General features: G+C 66.9%; 20 protein-coding genes and 1 pseudogene. 10 read left to right on the top strand and 11 right to left on the bottom strand.

What is annotated here, in order from left to right:
• Positions 1–4: 4 nt before the first annotated feature.
• From F624_RS0100100 to F624_RS0100075, 6 genes are read right to left on the bottom strand one after another with little or no spacing between them, the layout of a single operon-like run.
• On the bottom strand, positions 5–1,210 hold the full coding sequence (locus F624_RS0100100) for an MSMEG_0565 family glycosyltransferase (protein ID WP_019572206.1): 1,206 nt from the start codon (positions 1,208–1,210) through the stop codon (positions 5–7).
• Complete coding sequence (locus F624_RS0100095; RefSeq protein WP_019572205.1) at positions 1,207–2,220, bottom strand: sll0787 family AIR synthase-like protein; 1,014 nt, start codon at positions 2,218–2,220, stop codon at positions 1,207–1,209. Before F624_RS0100095 ends, F624_RS0100100 begins: the two co-directional genes overlap by 4 nt.
• Positions 2,217–2,795: an MSMEG_0567/Sll0786 family nitrogen starvation N-acetyltransferase gene (locus F624_RS0100090; RefSeq protein ID WP_019572204.1), complete on the bottom strand. Its 579-nt coding sequence runs from the start codon at positions 2,793–2,795 to the stop codon at positions 2,217–2,219. The genes F624_RS0100095 and F624_RS0100090 overlap by 4 nt, the downstream gene beginning before the upstream one ends.
• Before the next feature lie 45 nt (positions 2,796–2,840).
• A complete protein-coding gene (locus tag F624_RS0100085; RefSeq protein WP_031253695.1) occupies positions 2,841–3,911 on the bottom strand; it encodes an MSMEG_0568 family radical SAM protein in 1,071 nt (356 codons plus the stop codon).
• A gap of 54 nt (positions 3,912–3,965) precedes the next feature.
• On the bottom strand, positions 3,966–4,979 hold the full coding sequence (locus tag F624_RS0100080; protein ID WP_031253694.1) for a Nit6803 family nitrilase: 1,014 nt from the start codon (positions 4,977–4,979) through the stop codon (positions 3,966–3,968).
• A gap of 20 nt (positions 4,980–4,999) precedes the next feature.
• The gene (locus tag F624_RS0100075; protein ID WP_019572201.1) at positions 5,000–5,482 is read right to left on the bottom strand and encodes an MSMEG_0572/Sll0783 family nitrogen starvation response protein; all 483 of its coding nucleotides are present in this window, start codon (positions 5,480–5,482) and stop codon (positions 5,000–5,002) included.
• Positions 5,483–5,862: 380 nt separating this feature from the next.
• On the opposite strand from F624_RS0100075, the gene F624_RS0100070 reads away from it, so the two are divergent.
• Together F624_RS0100070 and F624_RS0100065 are read left to right on the top strand one after the other, a co-directional pair.
• Positions 5,863–7,257, top strand: coding sequence for an aminotransferase-like domain-containing protein (locus F624_RS0100070; RefSeq protein WP_031253692.1), 1,395 nt, complete (start codon positions 5,863–5,865; stop codon positions 7,255–7,257).
• Positions 7,258–7,480: 223 nt separating this feature from the next.
• The gene (locus F624_RS0100065) at positions 7,481–8,038 is read left to right on the top strand and encodes a DUF934 domain-containing protein (RefSeq protein WP_019572199.1); all 558 of its coding nucleotides are present in this window, start codon (positions 7,481–7,483) and stop codon (positions 8,036–8,038) included.
• 40 nt (positions 8,039–8,078) lie between these two features.
• Here F624_RS0100065 and F624_RS0100060 read toward each other — a convergent pair whose 3' ends face one another.
• Complete coding sequence (locus tag F624_RS0100060; protein WP_019572198.1) at positions 8,079–8,999, bottom strand: LysR family transcriptional regulator; 921 nt, start codon at positions 8,997–8,999, stop codon at positions 8,079–8,081.
• Positions 9,000–9,086: 87 nt separating this feature from the next.
• On the opposite strand from F624_RS0100060, the gene F624_RS0100055 reads away from it, so the two are divergent.
• Positions 9,087–10,010, top strand: a complete 924-nt coding sequence (locus F624_RS0100055; RefSeq protein ID WP_019572197.1) for a carbon-nitrogen hydrolase family protein — start codon at positions 9,087–9,089, stop codon at positions 10,008–10,010.
• A 57-nt stretch (positions 10,011–10,067) separates the two neighbouring features.
• Here F624_RS0100055 and F624_RS0100050 read toward each other — a convergent pair whose 3' ends face one another.
• The 4 genes and pseudogenes from F624_RS0100050 to F624_RS36170 form a co-directional block, all read right to left on the bottom strand.
• Positions 10,068–10,961: an alpha/beta fold hydrolase gene (locus tag F624_RS0100050; RefSeq protein WP_031253690.1), complete on the bottom strand. Its 894-nt coding sequence runs from the start codon at positions 10,959–10,961 to the stop codon at positions 10,068–10,070.
• Positions 10,962–11,048: 87 nt separating this feature from the next.
• Positions 11,049–12,647 carry an alpha/beta fold hydrolase gene (locus F624_RS33835; protein ID WP_157443254.1) on the bottom strand — a complete coding sequence of 533 codons (1,599 nt, stop codon included), beginning with the start codon at positions 12,645–12,647 and terminating at the stop codon, positions 11,049–11,051.
• A gap of 66 nt (positions 12,648–12,713) precedes the next feature.
• Positions 12,714–13,370 carry a cation:dicarboxylate symporter family transporter gene (locus F624_RS36175; RefSeq protein ID WP_281170909.1) on the bottom strand — a complete coding sequence of 219 codons (657 nt, stop codon included), beginning with the start codon at positions 13,368–13,370 and terminating at the stop codon, positions 12,714–12,716.
• 118 nt (positions 13,371–13,488) lie between these two features.
• Positions 13,489–14,007, bottom strand: a pseudogene (locus F624_RS36170) (cation:dicarboxylate symporter family transporter); the annotation flags it as partial.
• A gap of 171 nt (positions 14,008–14,178) precedes the next feature.
• Here F624_RS36170 and F624_RS0100035 point away from each other — a divergent pair.
• From F624_RS0100035 to F624_RS0100005, 7 genes are all read left to right on the top strand, one after another.
• On the top strand, positions 14,179–15,063 hold the full coding sequence (locus F624_RS0100035; RefSeq protein WP_019572193.1) for a LysR family transcriptional regulator: 885 nt from the start codon (positions 14,179–14,181) through the stop codon (positions 15,061–15,063).
• A gap of 111 nt (positions 15,064–15,174) precedes the next feature.
• Positions 15,175–16,014 (top strand): amidohydrolase family protein, encoded by an 840-nt coding sequence (locus tag F624_RS0100030; RefSeq protein WP_031253688.1) that lies wholly within the window; start codon positions 15,175–15,177, stop codon positions 16,012–16,014.
• The gene (locus tag F624_RS0100025) at positions 16,011–16,811 is read left to right on the top strand and encodes an SDR family NAD(P)-dependent oxidoreductase (protein ID WP_019572191.1); all 801 of its coding nucleotides are present in this window, start codon (positions 16,011–16,013) and stop codon (positions 16,809–16,811) included. The genes F624_RS0100030 and F624_RS0100025 overlap by 4 nt, the downstream gene beginning before the upstream one ends.
• 35 nt (positions 16,812–16,846) lie before the next feature.
• Entirely contained in the window at positions 16,847–17,809 is a 963-nt protein-coding gene (locus tag F624_RS0100020; RefSeq protein WP_019572190.1) for a Bug family tripartite tricarboxylate transporter substrate binding protein, read from the top strand.
• A 28-nt stretch (positions 17,810–17,837) separates the two neighbouring features.
• Entirely contained in the window at positions 17,838–18,359 is a 522-nt protein-coding gene (locus F624_RS0100015; protein WP_019572189.1) for a carboxymuconolactone decarboxylase family protein, read from the top strand.
• 91 nt (positions 18,360–18,450) lie between these two features.
• Positions 18,451–18,888, top strand: coding sequence for a DUF4286 family protein (locus F624_RS0100010; protein ID WP_019572188.1), 438 nt, complete (start codon positions 18,451–18,453; stop codon positions 18,886–18,888).
• A 112-nt stretch (positions 18,889–19,000) separates the two neighbouring features.
• A partial coding sequence (locus F624_RS0100005) for a 3-oxoacid CoA-transferase subunit A (RefSeq protein WP_019572187.1) occupies positions 19,001–19,408 on the top strand: 408 nt, incomplete at its 3' end.

Raw genomic sequence — 19,408 nt, 5'->3', positions numbered from 1 at the left:
CTCCTCAGCAAAAAGACGGTTGGGAAAGCAGTCGGCAAGGCTGTGCCAGGGCCGCATACAGGGCGATATGGGCCCGGGCGGCGGCGGCCCAATCAAAGCGGCGCGCCAGCGGCAGGCCGCGCTCACGCAGCGCCTGGGCCGTGCCCTGGAACAGCACCTGCAGCAGGGCCTCGGTCATGGAGGGCGGTGAGTACGGGTCGACCCACAAGGCGTCGTCAGGCCCCAGAAAATCGGTGAAGGGCTCCTGCTGGGAGACGATGACGGGCACCCCGCTGGCCATGGCCTCGACGATGGCCAGACCAAAGCCTTCCAGCAGCGATGGAAACAACAGCGCCGTGGCCAGCCGGTACAGGGCGGGCATGTCGGCATCGGCCAGCACGCCGCTCAGCACCACGGGCTGGCCGGGCCCGGCCTGCAGGCCGGCCTGGGCCAGAACCCGCTCAAAGCGTTGCCGGTAGAGGCCGTGGTCCAGCAGGCTGGCGCCGCCGGCTATCAGCAACTGGGCCTGCGGCACGCGGGCTCGCAGCTGCACAAAGGCCTGCAGGGCGCCCACGGTGTTCTTGCGCGCCTCGATGCCGCCCACCATCAGGTAGACCGGGCCGGTGCCCAGGCCCAGGCGCCGGGCCAGATTGAGATCCCTGTCGGCATCGGAGGCCCGCGGCACGGGGCTGAAGCGGCGCAGATCCACCCCGTTGTGGATGACCTGGGCCTCGCGCTGAAAGCGCTCGCGCAACTTGGGTGCCCACGATTCGCTGACGCAGACCAGGCGGTCGGCCTGGCGGATGCTCTGCTCCTCCCAGGCATCCACCACCGGGTCACCAAAGCCGGCATCCACATGGTGCACGGTGCGCACATAGGCCCCGACCTGCCCCTGGCGGCGCAAGGCCAGCAAGGCGTTGGCGCCAATGCCATCGTGGGCATGGAACACATCGAAGTCAGGCCGCCCGGCTTCCGAGAGGCCCTGCACAAAGCTGTGGATGCGGGCCTGAACCACCTCGCGCAGGCCGGGGCCCGAGGCCGGCACGGGCAGGATGCGCACAGCGGCCCGGCTGCTCCGAAACAGGGGCTGGCCGGGCACACCGGGGGCATGCACCGTCACCGCATGGCCCTGGGCGCAGAGCGCGTCGGCCAGCTCCAGACAATGAACCACCCCGCCACGCGGGTTGGTGGAATGGGTGAGCAGGGCAATGCGCAGCGGATTTGCTCTCATGCCAGGCTCCCGAGCTCAAGACCCCGTGCCGGTGTGCCCTGAATGAAAGGCTGCTCGGCCAGGTTCCACAACAAGGCCCATTCAGGGCCCTGCTGCACGATCAGCTGCCGCGCGGCCTTGACCTCGCCCACCGCGGCGCAGGCCAGACCCCGCGCCTCGAAGCGCTGCTGCACGGCCGCCACATGCTCAGGCCGCACACTGAGGATGAAGCCATAGCTCGGGAACGCGGTCAGCCAGCGCAGCAGGGGCACGCCCGCGGGCCGGGGGATCGCGTCCAGATCGACGATGGCCCCCACGCCCGAGCACTCCAGCAGCATCAGGGCCGTGCCCAGGGTGCCGGCCATGCTGATGTCCTTGGCGGCCTCGCACAGGCCCGCCTCGGCGATCTCGGGCAGCAGCTCCAGGTCGGCACGCAGGCGCTCGGCGGGCGCCTCGGTGGAGGCGTTCCAGTACGGAAACGGCTCCTGCCACTGGCCGCGCAGGTCCACCGCCATCAGCAGTTGATCGCCCGGGCGGGCCCGGAAGCTGCTGAGCAACTTCCTGGCGTGGCCGAGGATGGAGACCGCCAGCTGAGGCCGTTCGGAGCGCAGGTTGCTGTGCCCGCCCACGATGGGCACGCCATAGCGTTGCGAGGCGGCCGCCATGCCGGCCAGCATCTTCTGGGTCTCGGCGCCCGCCCCCTGCCCCCACAGCGCGTTGACCACCGCCGTGGGCCGGCCGCCCATGGCGTAGATGTCGCTGATGTTGACCATCACGCTGCTGTAGCCGGCAAACCAGGGCATGCGGGTGATGAAGTCTTCCACCAGCCCCTCAATGGCCAGCAGTTGGTAGCCGCCCTGGCCATCGGGCAGTGCGGCACAGTCGTCACCCAGGGGCACGGCCTGGTCCATCTGGCCCACACCCTGCACCAAGAGATCGTCAAAGCAGTTCACCACGGCGCTGATATCGCGCTTGTGGGCAAAACCGCGGCTGTCGCGCAGCGCGGCCACGAGCTCGGGCAAGGCACTCATGATTGACCTCCGGCTTCGACAAAAAAGCCCATCAGGGGGTCGTGGCAAGGTGGGTAGTGCGCCAGGTCGGCCTGCATCAGGTGGTGCTCGCGGCCATGGGCCAGGGAGGTGTCCAGCGAGCGCCAGTGCAGCTTCTCGAACAGGGGCACGTTCTGCACCTGCACGTGGGCCAGAAAGGTTTCGCAGCCCAGGCCATGGGCGGTGCAGACCGCCAGGCGGATCAGCTGGGCGCCCAGCCTGGCCTGACGGCGCATGGCGCGTTGCACCGCCAGCCGTGAGCCCCACCAGAGGCCCGGTGAGGCTTCGTGGATGCGCACGGTGCCTAGCACGCTGCTGTGGGCCTGCTGCACGTCATAGGCGGCAGCAATCAACAGGCGGGCCTGCAGGTCGATGTCATCACGGTCGCTGCCCGCGAAGATGCCCTGCTCGTCGCAGAACACGGCGCGGCGCAGGGCCATGGCCTGCGCGATCTCTTCGTCGAGCACGGCCTGGCGCACATGGAAGGCCGGCCAGGCGGGAGCCGGGGCCCGTGCCCCGGCGGGGTGGGTGAATGGGGGGGTGATCAGGCTGCTCATGGGGCCTCCGCAGGTGCTCTGCTTTGTTCCGGTTCAGGACTCGGTTCAGGACTCGTAGACCGACATCGACGAGCAGGCGCCGCATTTGCCGCAGCCCGCCTTGATGTCGCTGGAGCGCAGCCCGGCCTCGCGCACGATGTGGCCCAGGGGCTCGAGCACCGAGCGCATGAAATCGGGGCTGGGCGCGGGGTGGCTCTCCAGCGGGGTGCCGCTGATGGGCACAAAGGGCACCACGAAGGGGTAGACCCCCAGCGCGGCCAGACGGGCGCTCATGTCCAGAATGGCCTCGCGGCTGTCGCCCAGGCCGGCCAGGATGTAGCTGCTGACCTGGCCCCGCCCGAAAACCTGCACCGCGGCCTCGAAGGCGCTCAGGTAACGCGCAATCGGCACCGAGGCCTTGCCCGGCATGATGCGTTCGCGCACGGCGGGCGTGACCGCCTCCAGGTGCATGCCCAGGGTGTCGATGCCGGCCGCCTTCATGCGGGCGAACCAGGCGTCGTCATCGGGCGGCTCGCACTGCCCCTGGATGGGCAGGTCGACCGCGGCCTTGATGGCCCGGGCACTGTCGCACAGGATGGCCGCACCCCGGTCGGTGGCGTTCGGCGTGCCCGTGGTCAGCACCATGTGCTTCACACCGTCGAGCAGCACCGCCATGCGGGCCACCTCGGCCAGTTGCTGGGGCGTCTTGTGCGCGATGGTGCGGCCTGCCGCCAGCGACTGGCCGATGGAGCAGAACTGGCAGGTCTTCTTGCGGCTTTCATAGCGGATGCAGGTCTGCAGCACGGTGGTGGCCAACACGTCGGCGCTGTGCAGGGTGGCGATGTGCGAGTAGGGCACGCCGTCCAGGGTCTGCAGCCCATAGAAGCGTGGCTGCCTCGGGAAGCTGACGCTGGCAATCGGGATCGCATCGCGGGTGATCACGCTGCGGCCCTGGGCATCGGGGGCCTGGGCCACAAAGGGCGAAGACCAGGCCGTGGAGGTGTGCACGGGCACCATGATGGTGTGGCCATCCACCGTCACGGCCTTGTGGTCGGACGGGCCGGCACCGCCGCGCCGGCTGGCCACGCCAGCCGTGGTGTCGACCAGGCGCAGGCCCAGCGACTGCAGCTCACTCATCAGGTGCCGGGTGTCCGGCGCGGGCATCAAGGCGGCTTGAGGGCTCATGGTGGATCACTCCTGAACAAGGGTGGAAACGGGCGCGGGATCGGCGACTGGCTCAGCGGCGGTCGCCGAAGAGGCGGGCTGGACACCCGGCATCTCGAAATGGGTCTGGGCCGGGCGCCGGTTGATGGCCAGGCTCAGCAGTTCGGGGCGGGCGTAGTGCCCCACCGAGTCCATCATTCGCTTGCGCTTGGTGACCAGGGCGAGGTCCAGATCGGCAATCACCATGCCCTCGCCCTCGGTCAGGGGCTCGGCCAGGTACTTGCCTTCGGGCGAGACGATGGCGGTGTGGCAGCCGCCGCGCAGCGCGCGTTGCAGGCTCACATCCGGGGTCACGGACTCGATCTGGGCATCGGTCAGCCAGCCGGTGGCGTTGACCACGAAGCAGCCCGACTCGAGCGCGTGGTGGCGGATGGTCACGCCCATCTGATCGGCAAAGATGGGGCCCACCAGCGAGCCCGGGAACTGGGCGCAGTGGATCTCTTCGTGCTCGGTCATCAGCGCGTAGCGGGCCAGCGGGTTGTAGTGCTCCCAGCAGGCCAGGGCACCGACGCGGCCCACGGCCGTGTCGACCACGCGCAGGCCCTGCGCATCGCCCTGACCCCAGACCATGCGCTCGTGGTAGGTGGGGGTGATCTTGCGGCGCTTGAGCTTCAGGGCACCATCGGCATCGAAGATCAGCTGCGTGTTGTACAGGCTGCCATGGTCGCGTTCATTCACCCCCAGCACCACCACCACGCTGCGGGCCCGGGCCCGCTCGGCCACGGCCTGGGTCACCGGGCCGGGCACCACCACGGCACGCTCGTAGAGCTGCAGATGGGGCGCGCCCTGCTGGCAAGGCGGCAGGACGAACGAAAAATAGGGGTAGTACGGAACAAAGGTTTCGGGGAACACCACCAGCTCGGCGCCCTTGCGGGCGGCCTCATCGATGGCATTGCAGACCCGGTCCAGCGTTCCGGTGGGGGTCTCCAGATCGGGTGCGATCTGGACAGCGGCGGCACGGACGATTCGAGCTTGGGTCATGGTGATGTTCCCCACTCGACTCAGACGGTCCAGGTGTCGATGATCAAGGCACCCTCTTTGCGGTGCAGCAGCTTGATGTCGAGCACATCCAGCGGGCTGATGGGGCGGATGCCCGGGATCAGCGAGCCTTCGCCATGGCCGTACAAAGCCTGCAGCGCGAATCGGCAGGCATAGACCTTGCCACCTTCGGCCATGAACTTGATCAGCTGGTTGTTCTGGTTTTGATGACCGGGGAAGGCCTCGTCGCCCAGGGTGGGAAAGCCGCGTTGCAGGCCCAGGGTGACGCCGGGGCCATACAGCAGCACCGAGGTCTCGAAGCCCTTGCGCAACAGGCGGGTGGCCTGCAGCAGGTTGACGAAGCCGATCGAGCCTTCGAAGGCGATGGTGTGAAAGGTGACCAGGGCTTTCTCGCCCGGGGCGGCCTTCACATCTTCAAAGACTTTCTCTTCGTAGTCGACAAGGAAATCGCCTTTTTGGTGGGCGGGTTGGGTGACTTTAGGCATGTGGCTGCTCCATGAAGGGTTGGTGGGTAGACACCGGGCTGAATGCCCCGTGTCTGCCTTCTTCATTGCAGGCCACATGCCCGTTTGGGCCTGGCCGATGCGATCAATCTGCGATCAAGCGCCCGTGCATTGCCCCCGGGCAGCAGAAAAAAAGTACAGCCGCCCTCCGAGCCAAGAGACGCTGCCTGAAGACCCCGAAACAGCCTTGATTTGCCGTGCGATCAATGCACTCCATCATTGGCCGGCTCGGCACCAAAGGCGATCAGCCGGCCTGCCCGGACAGCCGCTTTGGTGCGGCCTTGGCGCGCGATGGCCCGGCCCGCGTGGCATGCTTGATGCAATCAATCCGGCAGCCCACCCCACCCACCCGAAAGCCCCCCATGCCCATCAACGCCACCCGCTGGCGCAAGCGCCTGAGCCAGGACAGCCGACCGGCCTACCTGATGATGGCCGAGTTGATTGCCGAAGACATCCAGCGCGGCGATCTCAGCACCCGCGAGCGCATGCCCACCCTGCGTGAGCTGGCCCAGTTGCTGAAGCTGAACTACACCACCGTGGCCCGCGGCTATGCCGAGGCCAAGCGGCGTGGCCTGATCGATTCGCACGTGGGCATCGGCACGGTGGTGCGGGGCCGCATCCCTGGCCTGCCCCTGCGCTCGGGCAGCAGCGCCGAGATGACCATGAACCTGCCGCCCGAGCCCCAGGCCCATGCCCTGGTGCAACAGATGCAGCAGCAGGCCGGCGAGGCCCTGGCCAATGGCGGCCCCCATGGCTACTACGAGCTGATGCGCTACCAGGACTTTGGCGGCAGCAACGAGGCCCGCGATGCGGGCGCCCTGTGGTTGCGCAGCCATGTGCCGCAATGCAGCGCCAGCCAGGTGCTGGTGGGGCCGGGCATCCACGGCGTGCTGCTGGCCCTGATCACCCTGCTGTGCCGGCCCGGCGAGGTGCTCTGCGTCGAAGCCCTGGCCTACCCCGGCATGAAGGTGATTGCCGCCCAACTGGGCGTGAAGCTGCAGGCCTTGGCCATGGACGACGAGGGCGTGAGTGCCGAGGACTTCGAGCACGCCTGCAAGACCATGCAGCCCCGCGCCCTGGTCTGCAACCCCAACATCCACAACCCCACCACCGTGAGCATGAGCCTGCAGCGGCGCCGCGAGATCGCCGACATCGCCACCCGCTACAGCGTGCCGCTGATCGAGGACGACGCCTACGGCAAGCTGCAGTCCAAACCCCTGCCCACCCTGCTGAGCCTGGCCCCCGATCTGACCTACTACATCGCGGGCCTGTCCAAGAGCCTGGGCGCGGGGCTGCGCATGTCTTATGTGTGCACCCCCAACCCGCGCCTGCTGCAGCGCACGGCGGGCGCCCTGCGTGCCACCACGGTCATGAGCTCACCCTTCACCGCAGCCCTGGTCACACGCTGGATCCAGACCGGTGCGGCGCCGGCCATGCTGGCCGCCATCCGGGAGGAATCCACCGCGCGCCAGCACCTGGCCCAGCGCTACCTGGCCGAGCACGGTGCGCAGGCCGACCCGCAGGGCTTTCATGTCTGGCTGCCGCTGCGCGAAGACTGGAACCCGATCGAGGTGGCCACCAGCCTGCGGGCCCAGGGCATCGCCTGCGTGGCCAGCGCGGCCTTCTCGACCGATGCCGACCCACCACCCGCGCTGCGCCTGTGCCTGGGTGGCTCGATCGGGCGCGAGGACCTGCAGCACGCGCTGCGGCTGCTGTCGTCCGTGCTGGACCAGGCACTGCCGCCACCCTCGGCGTGAAGCGAGGCGGCGTTGCACGATTCGATGCGCTCAGAGGTTGAATGTCGTTTTGGACGCTGCTTCAATGTCGATTTGGACAGTCGAACGATGCTGAATTGGACGCCCTGCCCAACCCGGCATCGATACGCTGTGCGCACCATACGCCGGGGTGGCCAACTGATCCTGAAAAGTTTCCGATTTCTGATGCGGCTGCCTCAGGGCAGTTGTTGCCAAACTTCGGTGCATGCCCACACAACGATACGCAGACATCCAAGCCGAGCCAGCAAGCCAGGCGCCGAACCCCCAGGTTCTTCTGGTCAGCCAGCAGAACCAGATGTGGATCGACGACCCCTGGCTGTTGATCCAGCAGCCCGACGACTTGATCTCGACACCCGCCGACAAGCGCCTGATCCTGCCTTTGCCCATGTGGCGCGAACTGCTCGGCGGAACCTCCTTGGATCTGTCACAGATCGGCGTCTGGGTCGATAGCCAGCAACAGTTTGAGGCCCATGCTCAGGCCCTGGCGGCGCAGCCCCTGGTGGCCCTGCGGATCAGCGGCCCGGATTCAGACTGGTGCTATGGCGCGGCCAACCACCTGAGGGCCTCACTGAAGTTTGGCGGTGAGTTGCGCGCCTTCGGGCCCATCACCGGGGCGCAGTTGTTCTACCTGCATCGCTGCGGCTTCAACAGCTTTTCCATGCCTGCAGGGCAAGCCCCCTCCGGCACCCTCAGTGGCTTGAACAGCCGCCCGACACAGCCCCCGGCGACCCCAGCCATGCCCGCCCCCAGCCAGGAGCACTGAACGGCAGGCCGCCCTGCTGCGCGGCCGAAACGCCCCCGGCTCAGGCCGGCGCGTACAGGCCATTGGCCACGTCCATCAGATGGGTCTTCAAGCACTGCAGCGCCGGGTCGCGCAGGCTGCTGCTGCGCCAGGCCAGTTCGATGGAATAGCGGGGCAGCTCGATCGGGCAAGGCAGGCACACCAGGGTGCCCAAGGCCGCCAGGGCCCGTGCGGCGTGCTCGGGCAGAGTGGCCAGGGCCGTGCTGCCGCGCAGCAGGTGGGGCAAGGCGGCAAAGTGGCTGGTCGAGGCCTCGATGCGCCGGCTCAAGCCCTGGGCTGCCAGGGCTTCGTCCACCACCCCCACAAAGCCGCCTGATGAGATCAGCAGGTGCGGGCGGCGCAGGTAGTCCTCCAGCCCCAGGGGCCCGGCCGGGGCCTGTGCGAGGTCCATCACGCAAGCGTAGTGGCCGGTGCCCAGCACCTGGCGCGCCAGGGTGCGTGAGCTGCCCGTGCCGGCGCCCAGGCTGAGGTCGATGCGCCGGTCCATCAGCATGTCGGCGGCCAGGCCGCTGTGGGTCTGGCGCAGCACCAGGCGCAGGCCGGGTGCTGCCTGCTGAAGGCGGTCGATGAGCCGGCGCCCCAGGGCCATCTCGTGGTCGTCCGACAGGCCCAGCACCACGGTGCGCCCGGCCAGGCTGGCGCCCCCGGGCTGGGCCAGGGCCAGGCTCTGCCGCAGCTTTTGCAAGGCCTCGGCAATCAGGGGGCGCAGTTCCTCGGCCTTGGGGGTGGGGCGCAGGCCGCGGCCGGTGCGCTCGAACAGGGGGTCGCCATACAGGGCGCGCAGCCGCCCCAGCGCTGCGCTGACGGCCGATTGCGTGACCCCCAGCCGGATCGCAGCCCGGCCGGCCGTGCCCTCCTCGTGCAAGGCCTGCAGCACCTTGAGCAGGTTCAGGTCGACGCTGTCGATATTCATGTCGTTCATATCAGCTTGTCTGATCAATCGGTTGATTGATGATCGCCAAAGGCCGAGGATGACGCAATCACCTTGTTGTTTCGAAAGCGAGTTCACATGACCCGATCCACTGTTGCCGCGCTGCAAATCGGCGCCCACCCCGAGGGCAAGGCCGCCACCCTGGCGCAGATCCTGTCGCATGAGGATGCCATCCGCGCCGCCGGCGCCAGCCTGGTGGTGATGCCCGAGGCCTTGCTGGGCGGCTACCCCAAGGGCGAGGGCTTCGGCACCTACCTGGGCTACCGCCTGCCCGAGGGGCGGGAGGCCTTCGAGCGCTACTACAACAACGCCATCGATGTGCCCGGCCCCGAGACCGAGGCGCTGGCCGGCCTGGCCGAGCGCTGCCAGGCCCACATCGTGATCGGTGTGATCGAACGCGCAGGCAACACCTTGTACTGCACCGCCCTGTTCTTCGCCCCTGAAGGGGGCCTGGTGGCCAAGCACCGCAAGCTCATGCCCACGGGCACCGAGCGGCTGATCTGGGGCCAGGGCGATGGCTCCACCCTGCCGGTGCTCGACACGCCCGCCGGCCGCGTCGGCGCCGTGATCTGCTGGGAGAACCACATGCCCCTGCTGCGCACCGCCATGTACGCCAAGGGCGTGCAGATCTGGTGCGCCCCCACCGTGGACGCGCGCGACATCTGGCAGTCGTCGATGCGCCACATCGCCCACGAGGGGCGTTGCTTTGTGATCAGCGCCTGCCAGGTACAGCCCTCACCCCAGGCCCTGGGCGTGAACGCCCCGCACTGGGACCCCGAACTGCCCCTGATCGGCGGCAACAGCATGATCGTGGGCCCCCTGGGCGATGTGCTGGCCGGCCCGCTCAAGCACGAAACCGGCTTGCTGGTGGCCCAGATCGACACCGCCGAGCTGACCCGTGCCCGCTACGACTTCGATGTGGTGGGCCACTATGCACGGCCGGACGTGTTCTCGCTGACGGTGGACGAGCGCCCGCGGCAGAGTGTGGTGTTCAAGGCTTGAGCGAGCGGGTCATGGCCTGCCGGCCGCAGAGCACTGGCAGCCGGGCGGCCGCCCCTCTCAACGGCGCGCCGAAAACACCTTCTTGGCAAAGTCGGCAATCGCGTCTGCCATGGCCTGGGGCTGCTCAGGTGCCAAGGCATGGCTGGCGTTCTTGATCACGACGATGGTCACCCGCTCGCCCAGCATGGACTTCAGGACGTTCGAAAACCGGCGCGGGGCCACGGGGTCGTACTCGGCCTGCAGATCCAGGATGGGGGCGGTGCCGGCAGCAAAGTAGTCGTCCACCGGGGTGACGTTGCGGGCATGCGATTGCGCCTCATGGGTGGCCTCATGCCAGCCGCCCAGCCACACCCGGGGGTCGTTGCCAGGGGCGAAAAACGCGATCTTCAGGTATTCCAGACGCTGCTCTTCAGACAAGGCCGGGTTGCTGGGGCCGTCGATCGCCTTGCGCATCTCAGGGCCGATGGGCAGCTCTTTTGAGCCCGGCGGCACCTTGCCGGCGGAAGCTGCGGCCACCACCACGCCGGCCACCAGGTCAGGGCGGTCTGTGGCAAGCATGCGGGCCGCGAAGTTGCCCCATGCATGCCCGACCACCACCACCGGGGCCTTGACCTCGGCATCGATCACCATGGCAACGTCGGCGGCAAAGTCATGCACGGTCAAGCCGTGCATGGGGCCCTGGCTTTGGCCGACGCCACGGGGCTCAGGCCGCAGCACGCGAAAGCCTTCGGAGGCCAGCCGTTCGGCTACCTTGTCATAGTCACGACCCGAGCGGCCCAGCGAGGGCAGCATCACGATGGCAGGGCCTTGCCCTTGTTCAGTGACTTCGATGCGAACAGGGCCCTTCTCGATCACCTTGTGCTGCAAGGCAGTGGCCACCGCATCGGCGGCCATGCTGCAGGAGGACCAGGCGATCAAGCCGGAGAGAAGAATGAGCTTGGCAATTTTCATGGCGTGCTTTCAAGGGCCCGGGCCTCTTGAGGTGGGGTCCGGGCAGGGATAGGAACGGAAACAGGGCAGTAAGAGGTGGAAACGCGCTCAGCGACTGGCGTTCAACTGGCGTGCGAAGCGGGCCACGGCCTCGGAGACCTGCGCGGGACGCTCGGGGAACATGGCGTGCCCTGCCCCTTTGACCACGTCGACCTGCACCCGCTCACCCAAATAGGCCTTCATCACATCCTTGACCACCACCGCATCGAATTCGCCCTGCAGATCCAGGATGGGGGCGGTGCTGCCGCCCGAAAAATAGCTGTCGATGGGCGTGACATTGCGGGCGTGGGCCTCGGCATGGTGGTTCGCCTCGTACCAGCCCTCCAGCCATTCGCTCGGATCATGGCCGGGAGCAAAAAAGGCCTGCTTCAGGTATTGCAGACGCTGGGCCTGCGGCAGCGCCGGGTTGCCCGAGCCGTCAATGGCATCGCGCAGACGCCCATAGGGCTTCTCGGTGGAGCCCGGCGGAAGCTTGCCGGCCGAAGCTGCGGCCATGATCAGGCCTTTGACCAGGTCTGGCCGGTCAACCGCCAGCATGCGCGCCGGTTGGCTGCCCCAGGCATGCCCCAAAATGACGGCCGGACCGGTCTTCTCGGCATCGCACACCGCTGCTACATCGGCGGCGAAGTCGTGCAGGGTCAAGCCCTCCAGAGGCCCCTGGCTGGCACCAATGCCACGAGGCTCAGGCCGGATCACACGAAAACCCTGCGAGGCCAATCGTGCGGCCACCAGGTCGAAGTCGCGAACGGAACGCCCCAGCGAAGGCAGCATCACGATCGCGGGCCCCTGCCCCTGGCTCAGCACCTCGATCTGCACCTGGCCGCTACGGACCAGGCGGCGTTCGACCACGGTGGCAGGCACGTCAGGCAGGTCCAGGCCGCTGCGCTGGAAGGCCGCCACAGCTGCCGGCGAACCCAGGTAACGCAGAAAATCCAGGGCCTCGGCAGAGTGGGTGCTCTTGCCCGAGACGGCCGCGGTCAACACGGAGATCTTTTGAACCTCCTCCGGCAACGGGCCGACGTAGTGCACCCCTGGCACCACCCGCAACTCGCTGATCTGCTGCAGACCCAGTGCCGCGCCGCCCTCGGCCAGCACCTCACCGACCAACTGCTTGCCCGGCACCAGGTGGCGCTTGGCGGCCACCTCATGCTCGACGCCCAGTCGCTTGAGCAGCACGTTCTGGATGTAGGTGCCGCTGGCCCCTTCCGAATAGGCCACCGAAGGTGCGGCAAGCAAGGCCTGGCGCAGCTTGGCGACATCCGAGATGTCGGGCACCGGACTGCCCGCCTTGACTCCGACACCCACCCCCGACTGGGCCACGTCGAGACGGGCCGACGCCGTGAACCGCTGCTCACGGATCAGGCGGTCCAGCTCGGTGGACACCATGATCAGCACGTCGGGCGCCTGACCGCTCCTGATTCGAACCGGAATCGCCTCATGCGACTGACCCAGCGAAGGGCCCCAGGACATCTTCAGGCGATGGCCCGACTGCTTTTCATAGTCGGCCACCACGGTCTTGAAGGCTCCGGAAACGGCACCCGTTGCCAGCACCTCCAGTTCAGCCGCCTGGGCCGGATGGCCCATCGCTGCCAGGGCCAGCAAAGCGGGCCACACCATGGACTTGAGTCTGTTGTCGTACCTTTTCATTCATGTCTCCTTTTTGTTAACCGAGTCACCGCGCCTGGCCCCGTGGCCTGGCTGCGGTGGAGCGAATCAATCGGCGCGCCTGGCCGACGCCTTGGGGCCCAGCCAGCTGCGGCGCGCCACGCTGCCCGTGAGGGCGCGGTATTTATCGGCATCGAACGAGCCTTCCCAGCGCGCAATGGCGAACACGGCGACGGTGTTGCCAACGATGTTGGTGAGGGCGGTGGCCGTGGCCATCAATCGATCGATGCCGAACAACAGGCCCAGGCCGCTGATGGGCAGACTCTTGACCGATTGCAGCGTGGCTGCCAGCTTCACAAAGGCCCCGCCAGCCACCGTGGTGCCCCCCTTGGAGGTCAGGCTCAACACCCCCAGCAAGGCCAGTTGCTGAAGCCAGGAGAACGGCGTGTCGGTGGCCTGGGCAATGAAGCCCACGGCGATCGCCATGTAGATCGAGGTGCCGTCGAGGTTGAAGCTGTAGCCCGCCGGCAGAACAAAGCCCACCACGGCTTCATCGCAGCCCGCCTGCTCCAGCTTGGCGATCAGCAGGGGAAAGGCCACTTCGCCGGAGGCGGTGCCGAAGACCAGCAGGATCTCGTCACGGATCAGGCGCACCACCGGCCACAGCGACAGGCCGATGAACCAGCAGATGCTGCCCAGCCCCACCACGACAAACAGCAGGGAAGCGCCGTAATAAACCAGCACCAGCTTGAGCAGGTAGAGCAAGGTGGCACTGCCGTAGCTGCCGATGGCCGCCGCCATCGCGCCGAAGGCGCCCAAGGGGCGCCAGCTTCATGATGAAGGAAAGCATCTTGAACAACACCCGCTGCGCCTCGTCGATGCCCTTGAGGATCACCGAATCGCTGCCCACCGACATGTTCAGGGCAAAGCCCGCCAGCAGCGACACGATCAGCACCTGCATGATGTCGCCCTTGGCAAAGGCATCCACCAGCGTGTGGGGAACCAGGCTGAGCAGGTAGGACGTGGCCGAGATCGAGCCCGACTGGCTGGCCACCTTCATGGCGGCACTGGAGGGTTCCATCCCGGCGGCATGCAGCCCGGCGCCGGGCTCGCACAGGTTGACCATCACAAAGCCCACCAGCATGGCCACCGTGCTGACCACCTCGAAGTACAGCAGAGACTTGGCGCCCAAGCGCCCCAGCTTGCCCAGGTCACGCACATGGGCCAGGCCATGAATGAGCGTGCAAAAGACAATGGGGGCCAACATCATCTTCAGCAAGGCGATGAACAAATCACCCAGCGGCTTCATGGCTGCCGCGGTCTCCGGTGCGGTCAGGCCCAGCACAACGGCCGCCAGGAGGCCGATCAAAACCTGGATGTGTAGCTGCTTGAGGTGTCTCATGAGAGCTGGGCAACGGCCTGGGGCAGGCGAAGCCTTTTGTGTTTGTCGGAATCAAGTTGCGTGGGGGCAACGCTCAAACGCCAGGCCACAAGCCCAACGTCCTCGGCAGTGTCAGAGCAGAGAAGCCATCGAACAAGGGCATGACTTCAATAGCAGATATACTTAAAAAACATGGATCTGAAACAACTTGAGTACCTGGTGTGTGTCGTGGAAAGCGGCAGTTTCAGCCGGGCTGCCGTGGCACTGAATCTGGCCCAGCCCAGCGTCAGCCGGCAAATTGCGCTGCTGGAAGAAGAGCTGGGGCAACGCCTGCTCACCCGCACCGGGCGCGGCGTCACCGCCACCGAAGCGGGGGAGGCGCTGCTGGTCCATGCGCGCACCATGCTGGCGTCGTCACGCGCCGCACGCGACGAGTTGCGTGACATGGGTGACAGCCCAAGCGGGCGCATCGTGATCGGCATGCCACCCAGGGTCGCCCTGGGGATCAGCGTGCCCTTGGTGCGCCGCTTCCGGGAGCGGTTTCCACGTGCCGTGATCACCATCCTGGAAGGGCTGAGCATCCCCCTGCGTGAGTCCCTGATGGCCGGCCGGTTGGATCTGGCGCTCTTGTTCGACCCGCCGGCCACACCCCAGCTGAGCTACACCCAACTCTCACGCGAGCGCCTGTTGCTGATTGCCCCGCCGGGGCACCGCCTGCCCAAGAGCGTGAGCCTGAGCAGCCTGGCCGACTACCCCCTGATCCTGCCCAGCGCACCCAACGCCATCCGCAACCTGGTGGACGCGGCACTGCGCCCGCAAGGCGTGCAGCTCAAGGTGCATGCCGAGGTCGGCGCCGTCAACACCGTTCTGGCGCTGGTGGCCCACGGCCAGGGTTGCACCATCCTGCCGGAGAGCGCTGTCGCGCTGGGCCTGCAAGGCCCGCCGCTGCCGCGCACGCCCATCGGGCCGCCCGAAATCTGGAACACCTTGATGCTGGCCGTGCCCAAGGCCAAACCGGCCAATCGCTTGATCCGTGAGACCAGCAAATTGCTCACCGAACTGGACTTCCGCGGCTGATCCAGCCATACGAGAACTGACGTTCTCCGCACGCAAGCCATAGGAAAGACGCATAGTTGATATGCCTCTCGACGGCTTACCCGGGGGGCCGGCCTTCAAGACACTGAGGGCATGCACACACCCCTACCCCCTTTGGCGTGCAATGCGCACTGCCACGTGTTCGGCCCGCGGGACACCTTCCCCTACGCGGCCAACGCCAGTTTCATCCCGGCCGCCGACGCGCCCAAAGAGGCGCTGTACGCCCTGAACGACAAACTGGGCCTGCAACGCTGCGTGGTCGTGCAGTCGGCCTGCCACGGCTTTGACAACAGTGCCGCAGAAGATGCCATCCGCCATCGCCCACAGACGTACCGAGGCATTGCCCTGGTCCCCACCGACGTGGCACAAGCCGAGCTGAATCGGCTCAACAGCGCGGGCTTTCGAGGCGTGCGCTTCAATTTCATGGGGCACCTGGGTCACCGCACCCCCATCGAAGAGGTTCTGGCCCTCGCAGCGCGCTTCGAGCCCCTGGGCTGGCACCTGCAGATCCACGGCGACCCCAGCCTGCTGACGGACATGGCGCCCGCGCTCCTGCGCTCGCCCACGCCGGTGGTGATCGACCACATCGGGCGCCTGGACGCCTCACTCGGCCTGGACCAACCGGCCTTCAAGGCCTTGCGCCGCCTGATGGCGGACCGCCGCTTCTGGGTCAAGGTCAGCGGCATGGACCGCATCACCCGGCTGGGGCCCCCTTATGCAGACGCCCAGCCCTTTGCCAAAGCCTTGGTGGACGAGTTCGGAGACCGGGTTCTGTGGGGCAACGACTGGCCCCACCCCAACCATGCCGGCCCGGTGCCCGACGAACAACAACTGGTGGACCTGATCCACGAGATCGCCCCCAGCGAAGCCGCCCGCCACGCCCTGATGGTGAGCAACCCTGAACGCCTTTATCAATTTGGAGACCTGACATGAGCCGTCGATTTGAAAACAAAGTAGCCATCGTGACCGGCGCCGGCTGCGTGGGCGCGGGCTGGGGCAATGGCCGTGCCATCGCGGTCCGCCTGGCCGAAGAAGGCGCGAAAGTGCTGGCCGTGGACCGTGACCGCGCCCGCCTGGACGAGACCCTGGAGCTGGCGGGCGATGCCCGCGCCTCCATCACCCCCTGGGTGTGCGACGTGACCAGCAGCGACAGCGTGGCGGCCATGGCCAAGGCCTGCATCGACACCTACGGCACCATCGACATCCTGGTCAACAACGTGGGCGGATCGGCTGCCGGCGGACCGGTTGAATTGGCAGAGGAAACCTGGGACCTGCAAGTCGACATCAACCTCAAAAGCGTCTTCCTCACCTGCAAGCATGTGCTGCCGACCCTGATCGCCAAGAAGAGTGGCTCGATCGTCAACATCGCTTCGACCTCCGGCCTTCGCTTCACGGGCAGTGCCCAGGTCGCCTATGCAGCCACCAAGGCCGGGGTGATCCACCTGTCGCGAGTCGTGGCGGTTCAGCATGCCCCCGATGGTGTGCGCGTCAACTCGGTTGTGCCCGGTCAGCTGCACACGCCCATGGTCGAAACCCGGCTGGCCAAACAGCGCACCGGTGGCGACGTGGACGCTTTGCTGGCCCAGCGCCTGAAGCGCATTCCGCTGGGCTTCATGGGCGATGGTCGCGACACCGCCAGCGCTGTGCTGTTCCTGGCCAGTGACGACGCCCGCTTTGTGACCGGGACCGAACTGGTGGTCGACGGCGGCATGACGGCTCGCTGCGACTGACCCCTGCATGGCCCCCTAAAAAGAGACAAAACGATATGTTCAAGAAGATGATGACCGTCACGGCGGTGCTGCTGGCCCTGACACCCCTGTGGCCAGCCCACGCCCAGAACAAGACCACCCGAATCGTGGTGTCGTTCACGGCCGGCGGGCCGGTCGATGCCGTGGCCCGCACGATCTCCGAGCGCCTGGGCAAAGAGCTGGGTCGAACCGTGCTGGTGGACAACAAGCCCGGTGCCAATGGCGCCATCGGTGCCACCGACGTGATGAAATCACCGGCCGATGGCAGCACGCTCTGGTTCACCAGCGTGGGGGCCGCCGCCATCAACGGCGGCTTGTATGAAAAGCTGCCCTACAACATGGCGCGTGACTTCACCCCCGTGTCGCTGGTGGCCAACAACATCGAGCTGATGGTGACCTACGCGAACAACCCGGCCAAGGACGCCGCCGAATTCATCGCCAACAGCAAGCGTCAATCCAGCCCCACGCCATTCGCCTCGACCGGGACCGGCAGCATCCCGCACCTGGCCATCGAGCAGTTGGTGGATGCCACCGGCGCCAAGCTGCTTCACGTGCCTTACAAAGGGGCCGCGCCCGCCATCACCGACCTGATGGGCGCCCAGGTCAGCGGCCTGTTTGGCGACGTGGCGGGACTGCTGCCGGCCATCAAGGGCGGCCGCCTCAAGGCCCTGGGGCTGGCGTCCAGCAAGCGGCACCCGGCCCTTCCCGATGTCAAGACATTGGAAGAGCAAGGCATCAAAGGCATCGACACCAACAATTGGTACGCCCTGTTTGCGCCAGCCAAGACCCCTCCCGAGGTGGTTGATGCGATCAACAAGGCCTTGCGAACCACCTTGGCAGACCCGGCCATCCGAGACAAGTTGCTGAAGGCCGGCACCGAACCGGCGCCCTCCACACCTCAGGAGCTGGCCGTCCTGCAGAAGAAAGACGCGGACAAATGGGCTGCGCTGATCAAGGCCAAGAACATCAAACCCGACTGACCGCAGCCAGACTGAAAGAAACTGTCTCATGACCCACATTCGAGTTCCCCTGGTCACCCCCGGCACCCGCCCCGAGCTGGCCGAAGTCGAAGGCCGCATCCTGGCCGAGCGCGGGCGCGTTTCCTTGCTGTACCAGGTCTTGCTCAACAGCGGCCCCATCGCCTCAGGGTGGGAGCGCATGTTGACCGCCGTGCGCAATCAAACCAGCCTCCCCGCCGACCTGCGCGAGCTGATCATCCTGCGCGTGGCGGTCTTGAACCAGGCCACGTTTGAATTCGATGCCCACATTCCCCACGCAGAGAAGGCCGGCGTGAGCAGCGAGAAAATCGCGGCCACCCGCAGCCCTGTTCTGTCGGAGGCGTTCACCCCCCTGGAGCACCTGGTGCTGGAACTGGCCGATGCCATGACCCGCGACATCACCGTTCCGGACCCTCTGATGGCACGCATTCAGGCCCACTTCGACGCCCAGGGCACGGTGGAGCTGGTGGCCACCGTGGCGGCCTACAACATGGTCTCGCGCTTGTTGGTGGCCCTGAACGTCGAACACTGAACCCGGCAAAGGCCCTCCCATGTCACAGCTCTGGCTTGTCAAACGCCCCCACTCCAGCGCATGGCCGTCCCAGGGGCTTGCAACGCCGATCGTGCGCGCCTGGAACGCCTTGGAACAGGATCTGAGCTACCGCTACCTGAATGAGCTGCCGCAATGGGTACAGGAGGACACGAACAACAGCGTGTTCCCGCTGCAGACCCTGCAAACACTGTCGGGCAGCGCTGCCCAGCAAGTGGCAGGCTTTCACTACGTGGTGGAAACCGATGTGCTGCCCGACATGGAGGCCGAGTTCAATGCCTGGTATGAGCAGGAGCACCTGCCCGGCCTGGCCTCGGTACCCGGCACCGTCAGGGCCGTGCGCTATCGACAGGAGCCCGGACGGCCGCGCTACTGGGCCTGCTACGACCTGGTGCACGCCGAAGTGCTGGGCAGCCCGGCCTGGTTGAAGGTACGGGCCACCCCCTGGAGCGACCGGGTCCGGCCTGCCTTCCGCAACACCCAAAGAACCCTGTTCAGGCGCGCGCCCTGAGGGCTCAGCGAAGGGGCCGCCATGCCGCGGCGGGGCCTTCGTGGCAGGCCCGTCACCACTTGCCACATCGCTTTGGCCTCGTGCCTGGGCACATCACAAAGAAGAGACATCCATGATCAACAAGATTGCGGCCTCCGTTGCCGAGGCCCTGAGTTCGGTCCAGGACGGCGCCACCGTTCTGATTGGCGGCTTTGGCACCGCCGGCATCCCCAACGAACTCATCGACGGCCTGATCGAGCACGGCGCTCGTGAGCTCACCGTGGTCAACAACAACGCCGGCAACGGCGACGCAGGCCTGGCCGCCCTGCTCAAGACCGGTCGCGTGCGCAAGATCATCTGCAGCTTTCCGCGCCAGGCCGACTCGTTTGTGTTTGACGAGCTCTACCGCAGCGGCCGCATCGAACTCGAACTGGTTCCCCAGGGCAACCTGGCCGAGCGCTTGCGCGCCGCAGGCGCTGGCGTGGGCGCCTTCTTCACCCCCACCGGCTTCGGCACCGAACTGGCCCTAAACCCCGACGGC

Source organism: Curvibacter lanceolatus ATCC 14669 (genome assembly GCF_000381265.1).
Classification (GTDB): Bacteria; Pseudomonadota; Gammaproteobacteria; order Burkholderiales; family Burkholderiaceae_C; genus Curvibacter; species Curvibacter lanceolatus.
This window is presented reverse-complemented; position numbering and strand designations above follow the sequence as displayed.

Coding starts and splice junctions, on each gene's coding strand:
- F624_RS0100025 (WP_019572191.1), top strand. CDS start 16,011: ATGAGCCGTCGATTTGAAAACAAAGTAGCCATCGTGACCGGCGCCGGC.
- F624_RS0100070 (WP_031253692.1), top strand. CDS start 5,863: ATGCCCATCAACGCCACCCGCTGGCGCAAGCGCCTGAGCCAGGACAGC.
- F624_RS0100100 (WP_019572206.1), bottom strand. CDS start 1,210: ATGAGAGCAAATCCGCTGCGCATTGCCCTGCTCACCCATTCCACCAAC.
- F624_RS0100060 (WP_019572198.1), bottom strand. CDS start 8,999: ATGAACGACATGAATATCGACAGCGTCGACCTGAACCTGCTCAAGGTG.
- F624_RS0100095 (WP_019572205.1), bottom strand. CDS start 2,220: ATGAGTGCCTTGCCCGAGCTCGTGGCCGCGCTGCGCGACAGCCGCGGT.
- F624_RS0100050 (WP_031253690.1), bottom strand. CDS start 10,961: ATGAAAATTGCCAAGCTCATTCTTCTCTCCGGCTTGATCGCCTGGTCC.
- F624_RS0100075 (WP_019572201.1), bottom strand. CDS start 5,482: ATGCCTAAAGTCACCCAACCCGCCCACCAAAAAGGCGATTTCCTTGTC.
- F624_RS33835 (WP_157443254.1), bottom strand. CDS start 12,647: ATGAAAAGGTACGACAACAGACTCAAGTCCATGGTGTGGCCCGCTTTG.
- F624_RS0100065 (WP_019572199.1), top strand. CDS start 7,481: ATGCCCACACAACGATACGCAGACATCCAAGCCGAGCCAGCAAGCCAG.
- F624_RS0100035 (WP_019572193.1), top strand. CDS start 14,179: ATGGATCTGAAACAACTTGAGTACCTGGTGTGTGTCGTGGAAAGCGGC.
- F624_RS0100090 (WP_019572204.1), bottom strand. CDS start 2,795: ATGAGCAGCCTGATCACCCCCCCATTCACCCACCCCGCCGGGGCACGG.
- F624_RS0100055 (WP_019572197.1), top strand. CDS start 9,087: ATGACCCGATCCACTGTTGCCGCGCTGCAAATCGGCGCCCACCCCGAG.
- F624_RS0100020 (WP_019572190.1), top strand. CDS start 16,847: ATGTTCAAGAAGATGATGACCGTCACGGCGGTGCTGCTGGCCCTGACA.
- F624_RS0100030 (WP_031253688.1), top strand. CDS start 15,175: ATGCACACACCCCTACCCCCTTTGGCGTGCAATGCGCACTGCCACGTG.
- F624_RS0100085 (WP_031253695.1), bottom strand. CDS start 3,911: ATGAGTGAGCTGCAGTCGCTGGGCCTGCGCCTGGTCGACACCACGGCT.
- F624_RS0100080 (WP_031253694.1), bottom strand. CDS start 4,979: ATGACCCAAGCTCGAATCGTCCGTGCCGCCGCTGTCCAGATCGCACCC.
- F624_RS0100015 (WP_019572189.1), top strand. CDS start 17,838: ATGACCCACATTCGAGTTCCCCTGGTCACCCCCGGCACCCGCCCCGAG.